9 protein-coding genes are annotated in these 16,708 nt (G+C 69.9%); 6 read left to right on the top strand and 3 right to left on the bottom strand.

Going from position 1 to position 16,708, the window contains the following annotated elements; translation table 11 throughout:
* Nucleotides 1-89 precede the first annotated feature (89 nt).
* From VFZ70_01910 to glgB, 3 genes are read left to right on the top strand one after another with little or no spacing between them, the layout of a single operon-like run.
* Entirely contained in the window at nt 90-2,039 is a 1,950-nt protein-coding gene (locus VFZ70_01910) for an alpha-1,4-glucan--maltose-1-phosphate maltosyltransferase (GenBank protein HEX6254542.1), read from the top strand.
* Between the two features lie 41 nt (nt 2,040-2,080).
* A complete protein-coding gene (treS, locus tag VFZ70_01905) occupies nt 2,081-3,787 on the top strand; it encodes a maltose alpha-D-glucosyltransferase (protein HEX6254541.1) in 1,707 nt (568 codons plus the stop codon).
* Nucleotides 3,784-7,419 (top strand): 1,4-alpha-glucan branching protein GlgB, encoded by a 3,636-nt coding sequence (glgB, locus tag VFZ70_01900; protein HEX6254540.1) that lies wholly within the window; start codon nt 3,784-3,786, stop codon nt 7,417-7,419. The genes treS and glgB overlap by 4 nt, the downstream gene beginning before the upstream one ends.
* Before the next feature lie 134 nt (nt 7,420-7,553).
* On the opposite strand, the gene VFZ70_01895 is transcribed toward glgB, so the two are convergent.
* Entirely contained in the window at nt 7,554-8,660 is a 1,107-nt protein-coding gene (locus tag VFZ70_01895) for an NAD(P)/FAD-dependent oxidoreductase (protein ID HEX6254539.1), read from the bottom strand.
* A 108-nt stretch (nt 8,661-8,768) separates the two neighbouring features.
* Between VFZ70_01895 and VFZ70_01890 the strand changes: the two genes are divergently transcribed.
* The 3 genes from VFZ70_01890 to VFZ70_01880 are packed head-to-tail and all read left to right on the top strand — an operon-like array spanning nt 8,769 to nt 12,544.
* Nucleotides 8,769-10,271 (top strand): NADH-quinone oxidoreductase subunit M, encoded by a 1,503-nt coding sequence (locus tag VFZ70_01890; protein HEX6254538.1) that lies wholly within the window; start codon nt 8,769-8,771, stop codon nt 10,269-10,271.
* Between the two features lie 24 nt (nt 10,272-10,295).
* Complete coding sequence (gene treZ, locus VFZ70_01885; protein ID HEX6254537.1) at nt 10,296-12,194, top strand: malto-oligosyltrehalose trehalohydrolase; 1,899 nt, start codon at nt 10,296-10,298, stop codon at nt 12,192-12,194.
* A complete protein-coding gene (locus VFZ70_01880; GenBank protein ID HEX6254536.1) occupies nt 12,191-12,544 on the top strand; it encodes a metallopeptidase family protein in 354 nt (117 codons plus the stop codon). The genes treZ and VFZ70_01880 overlap by 4 nt, the downstream gene beginning before the upstream one ends.
* Before the next feature lie 80 nt (nt 12,545-12,624).
* Here VFZ70_01880 and treY read toward each other — a convergent pair whose 3' ends face one another.
* Together treY and glgX are read right to left on the bottom strand one after the other, a co-directional pair.
* Nucleotides 12,625-15,261: a malto-oligosyltrehalose synthase gene (gene treY / locus VFZ70_01875; protein ID HEX6254535.1), complete on the bottom strand. Its 2,637-nt coding sequence runs from the start codon at nt 15,259-15,261 to the stop codon at nt 12,625-12,627.
* Nucleotides 15,245-16,708 (bottom strand): glycogen debranching protein GlgX (glgX, locus tag VFZ70_01870; GenBank protein HEX6254534.1); only part of this gene is annotated, 1,464 nt, incomplete at its 5' end. The genes glgX and treY, both read right to left, overlap by 17 nt.

Below are 16,708 nucleotides of genomic sequence, written 5' to 3'. Positions count from 1 at the left end.
CACGTACCGTTCGCGCAGCGGCCGTCGACCTTGGCCGTGGGAGCGCGGCACCCGTCGCGCGACGCAGCAGCGCCGCACCGGGAGGAACTGTGAAGAACCGAGTCGTCATCTCGAGCATCACACCGACGGTCGACGCGGGACGCCACGCCGTCAAGGCGGTCGTCGGTGATGACGTCATCGTCGGCGCGGACATCCTCCGCGAGGGCCACGAGCTGCTGGCGGCGTGCATCCGCTTCCGCGGGCCGCACGACACGCGATGGCGCGAGGCTCCGATGCGCGAGGACGTCAACGACCGCTGGTTCGGGTCGTTCCCCGTCGACGCGATGGGCCCGTGGCGCTACACGGTCATGGCCTGGACCGACCACTACCGGTCGTGGCTGCGCGGTGCCCGCCGCAAGGTCGAGGCCGAGACCAGCGACGTCGAGCTGACGTTCGCCGACGGCGCCAACCTGCTTGAGCGCCGCCTCGAGCGGCTGCCGCGCGCGTTGAGGGAGGTGCTGACCGAGGCGATCGAGGTCATGCGCGGTGACGCCGGGCCCGCTGCGAAGTTGGTCGCCGCGGCGGACGAGGACCTGCTGGCGCTGCTGGATCGCCATCCGGAGCGGATGGACCGGACGATCTCCCGGCCCGAGCTGCCGCTGTGGGTGGATCGTGAGCGGGGCAGGTTCAGTGCGTGGTACGAGCTGTTCCCCCGGTCGTACGGCGCGACCGAGACGACCAGCGGCACGTTCGCCGACGCGGCCAAACGCCTGCCGGCGATCGCCGAGATGGGCTTCGACGTCGTGTACCTGCCACCGATCCACCCGATCGGCACCACCAATCGCAAGGGGCCCGGCGGCCCCCATGACCTGGATCCCGGGCCTGACGCGCCGGGCGTGCCGTGGGCGATCGGCAGCGCCGACGGCGGGCACATGTCGGTGCACCCCGACCTGGGCACCATCGAGGACTTCGACGCCTTCGTCGCCGAGACCCGTGCCAACGGCATGGAGGTCGCGCTCGACTTCGCGATCCAGTGCTCGCCGGACCACCCCTGGGTCACCGAGCACCCCGAGTGGTTCCGCCGCCGCGCCGACGGATCGATCGCGTACGCCGAGAACCCGCCGAAGAAGTACCAGGACATCTACCCCATCGACTTCGACACGCCCGACATCGAGGGCCTGACCGCCGAGCTCAAGCGCGTGGTCGAGTTCTGGATCGGCCACGACGTGAAGATGTTCCGCGTCGACAATCCGCACACCAAGGCGTTGCCGTTCTGGGAATGGCTGATCTCCGACATCCACGCCGAGCACCCCGACGTGCTGTTCCTCGCGGAGGCGTTCACCCGGCCGAAGATGATGCAGACGCTGGCCAAGCTCGGCTTCAGCCAGAGCTACACGTACTTCACGTGGCGCAACTACAAGCACGAGCTGATCGACTACGTGACCGAGCTCGCGCATGGCGAGATGGCCAACTACTACCGTCCGAACTTCTGGCCGAACACGCCAGACATCCTCCACGAGTACCTGCAGCACGGCGGTCGGCCCGCGTTCAAGGTCCGCCTGGTACTGGCGGCGCTGCTGTCGCCGTCGTGGGGCATGTACTCCGGCTACGAGCTCGTCGAGAACACCCCGTTGCACGAGGGCAGCGAGGAGTACCTCCACTCAGAGAAGTACAGCTACCGGCCCCGCGACTGGGACCAGCCGTACAGCCTCGCGCCCTACATCACGCGGATCAACACGATCCGGCGCTCGTACGCGGCGTTCCGCAGGTTGCGCAACGTGTGGTTCCACCACATCGACAACGACGACATGCTGTGCTTCTCGAAGGTCGGGGCGGACCGCAGCGACGCCGTGCTCACCATCGTCAACCTCAACCCGTTCGAGCCCCGGGAGTCGACCACCTGGCTCGACATGTGGCAGCTGGGTCTGGAGCACGCGGGGCCCTACGAGGCCTACGACCTCGTGACCGAGACCTCCCACATCTGGCACGGCCCCGCGAACTACGTCCGCCTGGATCCGTCCCACGAGCCGGCGCACGTGTTCGCGCTGCGGGCGTTGTAGGAGGATCCGATCCCCAGGCCGCGAGAGAAAGGGCGCGATCCGTGGTCCTGACCGACGACCCCCAGTGGTTCAAGCACGCGATCTTCTACGAGGTGTTGATCCGCGGCTTCCACGACTCGGACAACAATGGCACGGGCGATCTGCGGGGGTTGCTGGGCAAGCTCGACTACGTGCAGTGGCTCGGCGTCGACTGCATCTGGCTGCTGCCCTTCTATCAGTCACCGCTGCGCGATGGCGGGTACGACATCTCCGACTTCCACACGGTCCTGCCGGAGTACGGCACGGTCGAGGACCTCGAGGCGGTCGTGGAGGGCGCGCACGCCCGCGGCATGCGCGTGATCGCCGACCTGGTCGTGAACCACACGTCCGACCGGCACCCGTGGTTCGTCGAGTCGCGCCAGCCCGGGTCCGCCAAGCGCGACTGGTACGTGTGGAGCGACGACAACGAGCGCTATCCCGACGCGCGCATCATCTTCCACGACACCGAGGCGTCGAACTGGACGTGGGACCCCGTCGCCGGTCAGTACTACTGGCACCGCTTCTTCAGCCACCAGCCCGACCTGAACTACGACAACCCCGAGGTCGCCGATGCGATGCTCGATGTCGTGCGGTTCTGGCTCGATCGCGGCCTCGACGGCTACCGGATGGACGCCGTGCCGTACCTGTTCGAACGCGACCGCACCGACTGCGAGAACCTCCCCGAGACCCACGAGTTCCTCCGGCGGGTGCGCAAGGTGGTCGACGACGAGTACGACAACCGCGTGCTGCTCGCCGAGGCCAACCAGTGGCCCGACGACGTCGTGGACTACTTCGGTGACGGTGACGAGTGCCACATGGCGTTCCACTTCCCGGTCATGCCCCGCATGTTCATGGCCGCGCGCAAGGAGGAGGCGCTGCCGATCGTCGAGATCCTCGAGGCCACGCCCAAGATCCCCGACAACTGCCAGTGGGGCATCTTCCTGCGCAACCACGACGAGCTGACGCTCGAGATGGTCACCGACGAGGAACGCGACTACATGTACGCCGAGTACGCGGCCGATCCCCGGATGGTGTCCAACACCGGGATCCGCCGGCGCCTGGCAACGCTGCTCGAGAACGACCGCCGTCTGATCGAGCTGTTCCACGCGCTGCTGTTCAGCCTGCCGGGCTCGCCGGTGATGTACTACGGCGACGAGCTCGGCATGGGCGACAACATCTTCCTCGGTGATCGCGACGGCGTGCGCACCCCGATGCAGTGGAGCATCGACCGCAACGCGGGGTTCTCCCGGGCGGAGTTCGCTGAACTGTACCTGCCGCCGATCATGGATCAGGTCTACAGCTACCAGGCGCTCAACGTCGAGGCCCAGCGCCGGGACCCGAACTCGCTGCTGCAGTGGATCCGCTCGATGATCCACATCCGCAAGGAGCACCAGGTGTTCGGTGTCGGCGACTTCGAGGCGCTGCACCCGTCCAACGGTCGCGTGCTCGCGTTCCTGCGCTCGACCGAGGACGACACCGTGCTCGTCGTCGCGAACATGTCCGGCAACGCGCAGTACGTCGAGCTCGACCTGTCACGCTTCTCCGGCGCCCACCCCGTCGAGATGTTCGGGGGCACCTGGTTCCCCCGCATCGGTGAACTGCCCTATCTCCTGACGCTCGGGCCGCACGGCTTCTACTGGTTCCGCATCGCCCCCGACCAGCACCCGTCATGGGCGAGGGCGAGCGCCAGCGCACCGGCGGGCGGGGACCAGGGGAGCGACGCACGGTGAGCGTGGACGCGCGACCGCTCCGGGCGTGGCTGCACGGCCGGCGCTGGTTCCAGGGCAAGGACCGCACCGTCGACACCGTGACGGTGGTCGACAGCGCGACCCTGCTGTCGCTCGCCCGCTGGCTGCTGGTCGAGGTGCGCTACGACCGAGGTGCGTCGGAACGCTATCAGCTCGTGCTTGTCGACGGCGACGCCGTCGCGGATGCCGGAGAGGCGGTGGCGCTCGCCGGAGGTGCGTGGACCGACGCGACGGCGGACCCGGTCGTGCTCGGCGAGCTGGCGCGCCTCGCCGCGGACGGCGGCGAGATCGCAACCGACGGCGGGCGGGTGATCGAGGGGCAGCCGTGTGCGGCGACCGAGGTGCCGGCCGACGGCCGCGCGCTCGGCGTCGAGCAGTCCAACACCAGCGTCGTGTTCGGCGACCGCGCGGTGCTCAAGCTGTTCCGGCGACTCGACACCGGTGTCAACCCCGACATCGAGCTGACCGCGGCCCTGACCCGGGTCGGCAGCGCCGATGTCCCGGCGCAGATCGGGGCGCTGACGTTGCGCGGCGCCCCCGCCGACACACCACTGGGCGTGGTCAGCAGCTACGTGGTGCACGGCCGGGACGCGTGGCGCCTCGCGGTGGCCGACGCCACCGAGGCGCTGACCGACGATGCCACCCCACCGCAGGACCGCGACCTGATCCGCGCGGTCGACGAGCTGGGAGGCGCGACCGCGCGGGTCCACGCGGACCTCGCGGCCGTCCTGACCAGCAGAGCTGCGACCCGCGACGACGTCGCCAGCTGGGTCGCCGAGGTCCATGAGCAGATCGAGCGGGTCCTCGGCGAGCGCCCGATCGAGGGGATCGACACCGCCGCACTGCACCGCCTGGTCGACACCGCCGCCGGCCAGATCGACGACGCGGGCCTGGTATCGCGCATCCACGGTGACCTGCACCTCGGTCAGGTGCTCGCCGCCCCCGACGGGTGGCAGCTGCTCGACTTCGAGGGCGAGCCCGCCGCACCCGTCGAGCAGCGGCGTGCCCCGGGCCCGCCGGCGCGGGACGTCGCCGGGATGCTCCGCTCGTTCGACTACGCCGCCGCGTCGGGTGCGCGTGCAGCAGCGGCGGACCCGGCCGGGCCGGCAACGTCCGAGCCCGCCGAGGCCAACGAGCTACCGGCACGGTTCGCGGCGTGGCGCGACGCCGCGCGCCGGCACTACCTCGGAGGCTACGAGGCGGCAGCCTCCCGTGTCGACCCGGCCCTGCTCGCACTGTTCGAACTGCACAAGGCGGTCTACGAGATCGCCTACGAACGGGCCTACCGGCCCGACTGGCTCGCCATCCCCGTCGGGGGTGTCCAGCGGATCCTGGATCGCATGACCCCGGACGCGCAGGGAACGGTCAGTCCAACGAGAGGACGACTCATGTCATCCACCGCATGGCACGCCGCACGTGACGACGTCGAGGCGCTGCTCAACGGCACACACATCAACCCGCACCGGGTCCTCGGTCTGCACGAGCACCGCGACGGCACGGTCGTGCGGGTCCTGCGCCCCGACGTCGCGGAGGTCGACGTGATCTGGGGTGACACGACGAAGGAGGGCGACGCCGACCGGCGCACGGCGGCCGAGCAGTCGGTCACCGCGACGCGTACCGCCGACGGCGGCTTCTTCGAGGCCCTGGTCCGGGCCAAGCTGACCGCCGATGGCTACCGCCTCCGCATGCGCACCGACGAGGGCGTCGAGTTCACCGCGCGGGACCCCTACGCGTTCTGGCCCACCCTCGGCGACACCGACCTGCACCTCGCCGGCGAAGGACGTCACGAGGAGCTGTGGCGCAGGCTCGGCGCACATGTCACCACGATCGAGGGCGTCGAGGGCACGGCGTTCGCCGTCTGGGCCCCCAACGCGCAGTCGGTCCGCCTCGTCGGGGCCTTCAACGACTGGGATGGGCGTCGCAACCCCATGCGCATGCTGGGCACAGGCATCTGGGAGCTGTTCGTCCCCGACATCGGTGACGGCACCATCTACAAGTACGAGGTCCTGCGCGCCGACGGCCACCTGACGCTGCACGCCGATCCGTTCGCCTTCCACACCCAGACGCCACCGGACAATGCCAGCCGGGTCTTCGTGTCGAGCCACGAGTGGCGTGACGGCGACTGGATGGCCAGCCGCCCCGGGCAGCAGTGGCACCAGCAGCCGCTGTCGATCTACGAGGTGCACCTCGGATCGTGGCGCCACGACGACGGCCGGCCGCTGACCTATCGCGAGATGGCGCACCAGCTGGCCGACTACGCCGACGAGCTCGGCTTCACCCATGTCGAGATGCTGCCCGTTGCAGAGCACCCCTTCGCCGGCTCCTGGGGCTACCAGGTCACCGGGCAGTTCGCGCCGACGTCGCGCTTCGGCTCACCCGACGACTTCCGCTACCTCGTCGACCACCTGCACCAGCGGGGCGTCGGGGTCATCATCGACTGGGTGCCCGCCCACTTCCCCAGGGACGAGTGGGCGCTTGCCCGCTTCGACGGCACCGCGCTCTACGAGCACGCCGACCCGCGCCAGGGCGAGCACCCCGACTGGGGGACGCTCGTGTACAACTTCGGGCGCAACGAGGTCCGCAACTTCCTGCTGGCCAGCGCGCTGTACTGGCTGGAGGAGCTGCACGTCGATGGCCTGCGGGTCGACGCGGTCGCGTCGATGTTGTACCTGGACTACTCGCGCGAGGAGGGCGAGTGGGTTCCCAACGCCTACGGCGGCAATGAGAACCTCGAGGCGATCGAGTTCCTCAAGGAGACCGCGACGACGGTGTACGGCCGCAACCCCGGCGCGCTGCTGATCGCCGAGGAGTCGACCGCCTGGCCGGGCGTGTCACGACCGGTCCACCTCGGCGGGCTCGGCTTCGGCTTCAAGTGGAACATGGGGTGGATGCACGACACGTTGTCGTACTTCTCCCGTGACCCGATCCACCGCCGCTTCCACCACAACGAGCTGACCTTCGGGCTGCTGTATGCATGGAGCGAGAACTACGTGCTTCCGCTGTCGCACGACGAGGTCGTCCACGGCAAGCGCAGCCTGCTCGACAAGATGCCCGGCGACCGCTGGCAGAAGTTCGCGAACCTGCGGGCGCTGTACGGCTACATGTGGGCCCATCCCGGCAAGCAGCTGCTGTTCATGGGCGGCGAGTTCGGCCAGTGGCGCGAGTGGAGCGAGGACCGCCCACTCGACTGGGACCTGATGGCCGAGGCGGACCACCGAGGCCTGCACCGCCTCGTGGGCGACCTGAACCAGGTCTACAGAGACCTTCCGCAACTGTGGGAGCGCGACCACGACCCGCAGGGCTTCCGCTGGATCGACGCGAACAACGCCGACGCCAACCTGCTGTCGTTCGTGCGCTACAGCGCCGAGGGGCAGCCGCTGGTGTGCATCGTGAACCTGTCGCCGGTCCCCCGCGACGACCAGCGCTTCGGCATGCCGCAGGCCGGGCGGTGGCGGGAGCGCCTCAACACCGACGCCGAGGGCTACGGCGGCGGCAACCTCGGCAACATGGGCGTCATCGAGGCGACCGACGAGCCGTGGCACGGCATGACGGCGTCCGCCCGGGTGTTCGTGCCGCCGCTGGCGACGCTGTGGTTGGTCCCCGACGACAGCTGACCGCCCCAACGCGCGGCGGCTCCCTCGCGCGCCCGACACGCCCCAACGTCAACCACCTTGCGTTTCGTCCTGAACGCACGGTGGTTGCACGGTATGGGTCTGCGAGGCGCACGGTCCACACCGTGCGTTCGGTCTCACGCAGAGCGAAGCAGCGCAAGCGCCAGCGCGGGGGTGATGCAGCCGTCACCGAGCGCCAGCTCGGTCAGGTCGTCGAACGCGCGGGGCACGGCGGCGGCGCGTAGACCGGCGCGACGCACCGCCCGGAGGAAGAGCATCGCTGACGCCACGCGGGTGTGCCGCAGGTGCCATCCCAGACGGCGTCGAAGCTGGCACGCGTAGCTGGGACCGGGCGCCCGTGCCGTGACAGCGGCGCGTCCGGCGAGCGCGCCCGACAGCAGGGCGTAGAAGATGCCCTCGCCCGACAGCGGGTTGACCAGCGACGCCGCATCGCCCGTCAGCAGGACACGCCCGTCGAACAGCGGTGGCCGCCACGTCGACAACGGGAGGTGGTGCGCCCGGAGGTCACGTACCGGTCGCCCGCTGACGGTCGTCACCCGTTCCTCGAACGCCACGCGCTGCGCTCCGCCGACCGGTCCCTCGCGGAGGGCGGCGACCGTCGTGCCCCAGCCGACGTTGGCCGTGCCATCACCGATCGCGAACGACCAACCGTACGCCGGCCAGTGCGCGTCGTCGAGCACGATCCGCTGATCCAGGGCACGTCCCGCTGCCGCGTACCCGCGCATCGCCACGGCCAGGGCTCGCGGGGGGTTGCGGTCGTGGCCCAGCAGGCGCCGGATCCGGGAGTTCGCGCCGTCCGCGGCGACCACCGCACGCGCCGCGACGCTGCCATCGAGGACGACGTGGTCCTCGGAGCGTTCCAGCCGCCGGACGTGGTGGCGTGTGACATGTGCGCCGGACACCACGGCCGCGGAGCGGAGGCGGTCGTCGAACACGCGTCGCGGCACGGTGAACGTCGCGCCGCGCAACGGCGCTCGGACGACGACGTCACCGTCCGACAGCTCGAACCGCGCCATCGTTGGATAACCTGCAACGGCGGACGTCGCGCCGAGGGCGTCGAGCACCCGGACCGCGTGTGAACCGATCGCGTCCCCGCAGGCCTTGTCACGGGGGAACCGGGCCCGGTCGAGCAACAGCACGGAGCTGTCGGGGCGCGCAGCCAGCGCCGCCAGCGCGGCAGCCGACCCCGCGGGCCCCGCCCCGACGATCACCAGGTCGTGCACACCTCGAGTCTCCCACGCGCCCGCGGACGGCGCGACGGCGGCTTCGCGCAGAGCTGCACGGGGCGATATCGTGCTGACGCACGCTCGTGACTCTGCCTGGAGTTGGTCTTGGCTGACCTGCCGTTGCTGTCGATGCTGATCTGGCTGCCCGCGGTGGCCGCGCTCGTGGTTGGAGTGATCCCCGCGCACCGCGGAGAGGCGATCCGCCGCATCACACTGGCGGCAACGGTCATCGTCTTCGTGCTGTCACTCGCGCTGTTCCCCGCCTTCGAGGTCGGTGAGCCCGGCTTCCAGCTGGTCGAGAAGGTCCCGTGGATCCCCGGGTGGGGCATCAACTACCAGCTCGGCGTGGACGGCATCACCTGGCCGCTGGTCATGCTGTCGACGTTCATCATCCCACTGGCCGTCCTCGCCACGTGGGGCCACGTCAGCGAGCGCACCAAGGGCTTCTACATCGCGGTGCTCGTGTTGGAGACCGCCGTGATCGGCGTGTTCACCGCGCTGGACCTGATCCTGTTCTACGTGTTCTTCGAGGCCATGCTCGTGCCGATGTACGCGCTGATCGGCGTCTGGGGTGGCGAGAACCGGCGGTACGCGGCGATCAAATTCTTCCTCTACACGCTCATCGGCGGGCTCCTCATGCTCGTCGCGATCCTGTACCTGTACTTCAAGGGCGGCGCCAGCACGTTCGACTACGACGCGCTGCGCGGGCTCGCGCTCACCGATACCGAGCAGGTCTGGCTGTTCCTGGCGTTCTTCATCGCCTTCGCGATCAAGGTGCCCCTGTTCCCGTTCCACACGTGGCTGCCCGACGCGCACACCGAGGCGCCGACGATCGGGTCGGTGGACCTCGCCGCGATCCTGCTGAAGATCGGCGGGTACGGGATCATCCGCTTCTCCCTGCCCTACTTCCCCGAAGCCACGCAGAGCCTGGCGCCCCCGATCATCGGCCTGGCCGTCGTGGGCGTGCTGTACGGAGCGCTGGTCGCGATGGTGCAGCCCGACATCAAGAGACTGGTCGCCTACTCCTCCGTGGCGCACATGGGCTTCGTCGTGCTCGGCGTCTTCGCGTTGAACGCCCAGAGCACGTCGGGCAGCGTCGTGCAGATGGTCAACCACGGGTTGTCGACCGGCGCGCTGTTCATCCTGATCGGGTTCATGTACGAGCGGACCCACTCCCGCCGGATCGCCGACTACTCGGGGCTGGCCAAGGCGACACCGGTGTTCGGAGGGGCCTTCCTGGTCGTCGCGCTGTCGTCACTGGCCCTGCCCGGACTCAACGGGTTCGTCGGCGAGTTCCCGATCCTGATCGGCGCGTTCCAGACGACGCCGTGGGCAGCGGTGCTGGCCGCGTTCGGCGTGATCTTCGCTGCCCTGTACCTCCTGTGGGCCTACCAGCGCATGTTCCACGGCCCGGTCGAGGGACGCGCCGTCGGCATGACCGACCTGACCGTGCGCGAGAAGGCGGTGATGGTGCCGCTGATCGCCGTGATCGTCGGCATCGGCCTGTACCCCAAGCCGCTGTACGAGCGGGTGACGCCCACGGTCGACGCGATCCTGGCCGAGATCGACGCGCCCGGCACGGTCACTGCCGCGGAGCCCACGGACTAGGCCCACGACATCGCGAGGCATCCCGTGAGTGATCTCGGCGTGCACCCGCTCCGCCACGGTCCGGTCGTCCACGACGACGGCACCGTGACGTTCCGTGTCTGGGCACCGGACGCCGACCGGGTCGACGTCGTGCTCGACGGACGGCACGAGCCACTGTCACCCGGCGAGCACGGCTGGTTCGCTCGTCGTCTGCCGGCACCGCGTGACGGGCGCTACGCGTTCAGCCTCGACGGCGGCGACCCGCGGCCGGACCCCGCGTCGCAGCGCCAGCCCGACGGTGTCCACGCCTCCTCGGCGATCGTGGACCGTGCATTCGCCTGGTCCGACGCAGAGGACGGCTGGCAGCCGAGGCCACTGGCCAGCGCCGTCATCTACGAGCTGCACGTCGGCACGTTCACAGAGACGGGCACGTTCGACGCCGCCGTGGACCACCTCGCCGACCTTGCGACGCTCGGTGTCACCCACGTCGAGGTGATGCCGGTCGCAGCGTTCAACGGCTCACGCGGTTGGGGCTACGACGGTGTCGCCTGGTATGCGGTGCACGAGCCATATGGCGGACCTGAGGCGTTCGCGGCGTTTGTCGACGCGTGCCACCGTCACGGGCTCGCCGTCATCCTCGACGTCGTCTACAACCACTTCGGCCCCAGCGGCAGCTACCACGCCGAGTTCGGGCCCTACCTGACCGATCGGCACGTCACGCCATGGGGCCCCGCGATCAACCTCGACGACGAGGGCGCCGACACCGTGCGGGCGTTCATCGTCGACAACGCGAGCATGTGGCTGGCCGACTTCCACGTCGACGGGCTGCGGCTCGACGCCGTGCATGCCCTCGTCGACGGCTCGGCGGTGCACATCCTCGAGCGGCTGTCGGCCACCGTCGACCGCCTGGCCGAGCAGCTCGGCCGCTCCCTCGTGCTGATCGCCGAGTCGGATCGCCAGGATCCCCGCACGGTCGCCCCCCGCGCGGTCGGAGGGCGGGGCCTGACTGCCCAGTGGCTGGACGACCTGCACCACGCGCTGCACGTCACCGTCACCGGCGAACGCGACGGTTACTACGCCGACTACACCGGCCTGCCCGACGTCGCGACCGCGTGGACCGACGGCTTCGTCTTCGGCGGCCGGCGGTCACAGGTCCGCGACCGCACTGTCGGCGCGCCGTTGCCGACTGACGTGTCCGCAAGACACTTCGTCGCTTACATCCAGAACCACGATCAGATCGGCAACCGCGCCCACGGGGACAGGGTGACGACGCTGGCCGACGCGGACCCCGTCCGTGCAGCGATCGCGCTGCTGTGCCTGTCTCCCACCGTGCCGATGCTGTTCATGGGCGAGGAGTACGGTGAGACCCGTCCCTTCCAGTTCTTCACCAGCCACCCCGAGGAGTGGCTGGCCGAGGCCGTCCGCACGGGGCGGCGCGAGGAGTTCGCGGCCTTCGCCGCGTTCAGCGCGACCGAGATACCCGATCCCCAGGCGGTCTCGTCGTTCGAGGCCAGCACGCTGGACCGGGGTACGGCCGCAGCGCCGGACGGCCGGGCGCGGCGCCGGCTGTGGACCGACCTGCTGGCGCTGCGGCGCACCGTCCCCGCGCTGGCGAACGGCGACCGCCGGCTCGTGCGACCACTGCATGTCACCTCGACGCAGCTGGCCGTCGAGCGGGACGGACCCGGCGAAGCTTGGCCGGCGGTCGTCCTGGGGAACGTCGCCGGCGAGCCGGCGACGATCGCCCTGCCGCTGCACGGAGGCTGGGTGGTGGCGTGGTCGAGCGCGGCAGCCGCCTACGGTGGTCCCGACACGCCTGTCACGATCGCGCCGGACCACGACGGCGTGGTATGCACGGTGCCGCCATGGTCGGTGGCCCTGCTCACCCCGACCAGCACGCCGCACGCTCGACGACAGACGGACGCGGCAGGTACCGGCCCATGATCGCGATGTCACCCGAGGAGTTCGAGCAGGCCGTCGCCGACGGCCTCGACGCCGTGCCGGACGAGCTCGCACAGGCCATGAGCAACGTGGCCATCGTCATCGACGACGAGAGCCCACCCGACGAGCCCGAGCTGTTCGGCCTGTACGTCGGGGTGCCGCTGACCGAGCGCGACGAGTGGTGGGCGGCGGGCAGCCTGCCGGATCGCATCACGATCTTCCGCGGCCCCATCCTGCGCCACTGCGACACCCCAGACGAGGTGCGCAGACAGGTGACCGTCACGGTCGTGCACGAGGTCGCGCACCACTTCGGCATCGACGACGACCGCCTGCACGACCTCGGCTGGAGCTGAGACGCCGCCGGAAGGATCACTGACGGCCGCCGTGGTCGTGCACGGTCGCCAAATCGGCCGCCGCGGGTCTCGTACGGTCGTCAGTCGGGCGCGTCGGACGCCGCAGCGTCGTCCGACGTCCGTTCGAGCACGGCGACGGGCAGGTTGCCCAGCAGCGACGACACCTCGATCTCGTCACCGATCTCACCTGATCCCGTCGAGAACCCGTCACGATAGGTGCCCTGCAGGAACCCGGGCACGCGTACCGTCGTGTCACCCCACGCGTCACCGATCGGTGGCTCGTCGGTGTCACCCATGACCGCCCCGGGCAGCCGCGGGGCGACGACCAGCAGCGCGTCGGAGGCGTCTGACGACACCCGCGCGAACGCGACGACGTGGTCGGCCCACTCCCCGCCCACGTCCAGGGGGAGGTAGCCGCTGCCGACGCCGACGCACGCCGGGTGCTCCGCCCGGGCCCGGAGGGCCCGGTGCAGCACGAACGCCTTGATCCGACCGTCGCGACGCGCGGCCAGGAGATCGTCGACGGGGACGTCGGTCAGGCCGTCGAGCAACGCACGCCGTTCCTCGAACGGTACGGGCCGGCGGTTGTCGGGGTCGACGAGCGAATCGTCCCACGTCTCGGTGCCCTGGTAGCAGTCCGGCACGCCGGGAGACAGCGTGCGCAGCACGAGCTGGCCGAGGCCCGACACCATGCCGATCTCGCCCGCGCGGGTGATGACCGTCCGCAGCGCCTCCGGGGCTGTGTCCGCGTCCAGCAGGGTTCGAGCGAACGCCTGCAGCCGGTCCTCGAACGCCTCGTCGGGATCGGTCCACCTCGTGTACAGCGCGGCCTCACGCTCGGCCTTGACCACGTACGCGGCGAGCCGGTCGCGGTGCTCGTCGGTCGGATCGCCCTCCAGCGGCCACAACCCGACCACGGTCTGGTAGACCAGGTAACGGCACTGGGCGGGCAGCGTGCTGGTCGCCTCGACCTCCTCGCACGCGTCGACCGCGGCGCGCCACACGTCGAGGAGCTCCGACAGCGCCGCCATCCGCAGGCGCACGTCCTCGCCGCGCTTGGTGTCGTGCGTCGCCGTCATGAGCATGGTCTGCGGCGCGCGCTCGGCCCGGTGGGCGTTGGCCTGTTGGAACTGCTCGACCGTGCGCCCCGGCCGGGACGGGTCCGCACCGACCTCGCAGGCCGCGAGCAGCGTGCGGTAGCGGTAGAACGCAGAGTCCTCCGTGCCCTTCGCCGTCACGGCCGCGGACAGCTGCTGGGACATGGCGATGACGTCCAGCAGCGCGGGACTGGTACCGACCTCTCCCGCCAGCAGCTCCTCGACGAAGTCCCACAGCACCGCGGGCACGTCGTCGTCGGCGGCGCGCGCGCGCTCGATGGCGCCGGCGATCTGCGTGCGGTCGCGCTCGTGCGCTGCTCCGGTCTCGGGGTCGACGTAGGTCCGGTACACCGCGAACTGCGCCAGGGTGCCCGCGAGCACACGCCGGCACCAGTCGAGCGTCACGTCGCGGACCTGCGGATGCCGCTGGGTGACGCGCCACAGCCCGTGTGCGACGCGGTCGAGGTCGGCGCGCAGGCCGCCCTCGAGGACGGCCACCTTGCGCTCGACGGCGATCTCGGCGTACGGGCGCCCACCACCGAGCCGCGCGTCGATCTCACGCAGCTCGGGCAGCGCGCCGGCATCGATGTAGAGGCCGAGCACGTCGGTGCAGAAGTCGTAGCCCGTGGTCCCGGCGACCGACCACGCCGGCAGCTGCTCACCCGGGTGGAGGATCTTTTCGACCACGATCCACACGCCCGTCCGGTTGCGCAGCTGCTGCAGGTAGCGCTCGGGATCGCGCAGGCCGTCCGGATGGTCGACGCGCAGCCCCGAGATCACCCCCTCGTCGACGAGATCGAGGATGCCGCTGTGGGTCCGTTCGAAGACCTCCGGCACCTCGACGCGAACGCCCGCGAGGTCGTTGATCGTGAAGAACCGACGGTAGTTGACGACCGCGTCCCCGATCCGCCAGTGGACCAGGCGGTAGTGCTGGCGCTCGAGCAGGCCGTGCAGCGGTTGCCAGCTGTTGAGGACACCCGCGGTGCCTGTGAACGCTCGACCGCCTCCGCTGGCTTCGATGAGCTCGAGCGTCTCCGCGCGAAGCGGAAACGTGCGGTCGTGATAGCGCAGCCGGTACACGCCGTCGATGCGCGCGAGCTCGAGCTCTCCGTTGGCGAGGACCTGACCGTAGGTGTCGCCGAGCACCGGCAGGATCACCTTGCCCTCGGCGGTCGGCAACGGCGGGCGCCAGTCGACGTCGAACAACGAGCCGCTCGGGCCTGACATCCCCTCGGCCAGCAACTGCTCCCACATCGGGTTCTCGTCGGAGGCCGCGAGGTGGTTCGGGACGATGTCGGCGATCAGGCTGATGCCGTGACCTGCCGCAGCGTCGGACAACGCACGCAGCGCCACGGCTCCTCCGAGCGCGGGCGACACCTCGTTGGGGTCGACCACGTCGTAGCCGTGGGTGCTTCCGGACCGCGCGTGCATGATCGGCGACAGGTAGAGGTCACTGATGCCGAGCGCGGCGAAGTAGTCCAGCTGGTCGGCGACCTGGTCGAATCCGAGCTCGCCGGTCAGTTGCAGGCGGTACGTGGCACCCGGCTGGGAGCGTCGCCGGTCCCCGGATGCCTTGACGTCCCACGCCTGCGACTCAGGGGTGTCAACGCTCACTGGCATCGTCCATCCGTCGGAGGATCTGTATCGAACGCCCGGCGAGCACCTCGCGCTCGGTCGCCCGCACCTGGTGAGCGGCGCCCCGTCGGTCCGGGTCCGCCGTGTCGACCACCAGCTCCCAGAGCCGGCCGTACGGCTCGCCGGGCAGCGTGAACTTCACCTGGTCGGCGGCGCCGTTGAGCAGCACCAGGAAGCTGTCGTCGAGGATCTGCTGGCCCCGTGCATCGGGCGTCGGGATCATCCGGCCGTTGAGGAAGAACATGATCGACCGCTGGTCGGCGGCCGCCCAGTCGTCGGCGGTCATGTCGGCGCCGTCGGGGCGCAACCAGTCGAGGTCGACGCTGTCCTCGGTCACCCCGCGGAAGAACTGCTGGCGCCGGAACACCGGATGGTCGGCCCGCAACCGGATCAACCGACGGACGAACAGCAGGAGGTCGCGCTGCTCCTCGTCGACGTCCCAGTCGTACCAGGACAGCTCGTTGTCCTGGCAGTAGGTGTTGTTGTTGCCCTGCTGCGTGCGGCCGAGCTCGTCGCCGCCCAGCAGCATCGGCACGCCCTGGGAGATGAACAGCGTGGTCAGGAGGTTGCGCTGCTGGCGCAGGCGCAGCTCGGCGATCGCGGGGTCCTCGGTCGGACCCTCCACCCCGTGGTTCCACGATCGGTTGTGGTCCTCCCCCGACCCGTTGTCGTCGAGGTTGGCATCGTTGTGCTTCTCGTTGTACGAGACCAGGTCGCGCAGTGTGAAGCCGTCGTGTGCAGTGACGAAGTTGATCGACGCGTAGGGGCGTCGGCCGTTGTGGGCGTACAGGTCGCTCGACCCTGCCATGCGGGACGCCAGCTCGCCGACGCCGTCGCTCTCGCCACGCCAGAAGTCGCGGACGGCGTCGCGGTACTTGCCGTTCCACTCCGTCCACAGCGTCGGGAAGTTGCCGACCTGGTAGCCGCCCTCACCGACGTCCCACGGCTCGGCGATCAGCTTGACCTGGCTGATGACGGGGTCCTGCTGGATGATGTCGAAGAACGCGCTCAGCCGGTCGACGTCGTGCAGCTCACGTGCCAGCGTCGACGCCAGGTCGAAGCGGAAGCCGTCGACGTGCATCTCGATGACCCAGTAGCGCAGCGAATCCATGATCAGCTGCAGCACGTGGGGGTGGCGGGCGTTCAGCGAGTTGCCCGTCCCGGTGTAGTCCATGTAGTAGCGGCGGTCGTCGTCGACGAGCCGGTAGTACGAGGCGTTGTCGATGCCCCGCAGCGACAGGGTCGGTCCCAGGTGGTTGCCCTCGGCGGTGTGGTTGTAGACCACGTCGAGGATCACCTCGAGGCCCGCCTCGTGCAGCGACTTCACCATGCTCTTGAACTCGTAGATGCTGCGGCTGTCGCCGCTGCGCGCCGCGTACTCGTCGTGCGGCGCGAGGAAGCCGATCGAGTTGTAGCCCCAGTAGTTGCGCAG

This window comes from Euzebyales bacterium, assembly GCA_036374135.1.
GTDB lineage: Bacteria > Actinomycetota > Nitriliruptoria > Euzebyales > JAHELV01 > JAHELV01.
Note: the sequence above shows the minus strand (reverse complement) of the source record. Positions and strands in the feature narration are given on the sequence as shown.

Bases quoted from the DNA above. Each gene is read 5' to 3' on its own strand.
- VFZ70_01880 (HEX6254536.1), top strand. From the start codon at position 12,191: ATGATCGCGATGTCACCCGAGGAGTTCGAGCAGGCCGTCGCCGACGGC.
- treY (HEX6254535.1), bottom strand. From the start codon at position 15,261: ATGCCAGTGAGCGTTGACACCCCTGAGTCGCAGGCGTGGGACGTCAAG.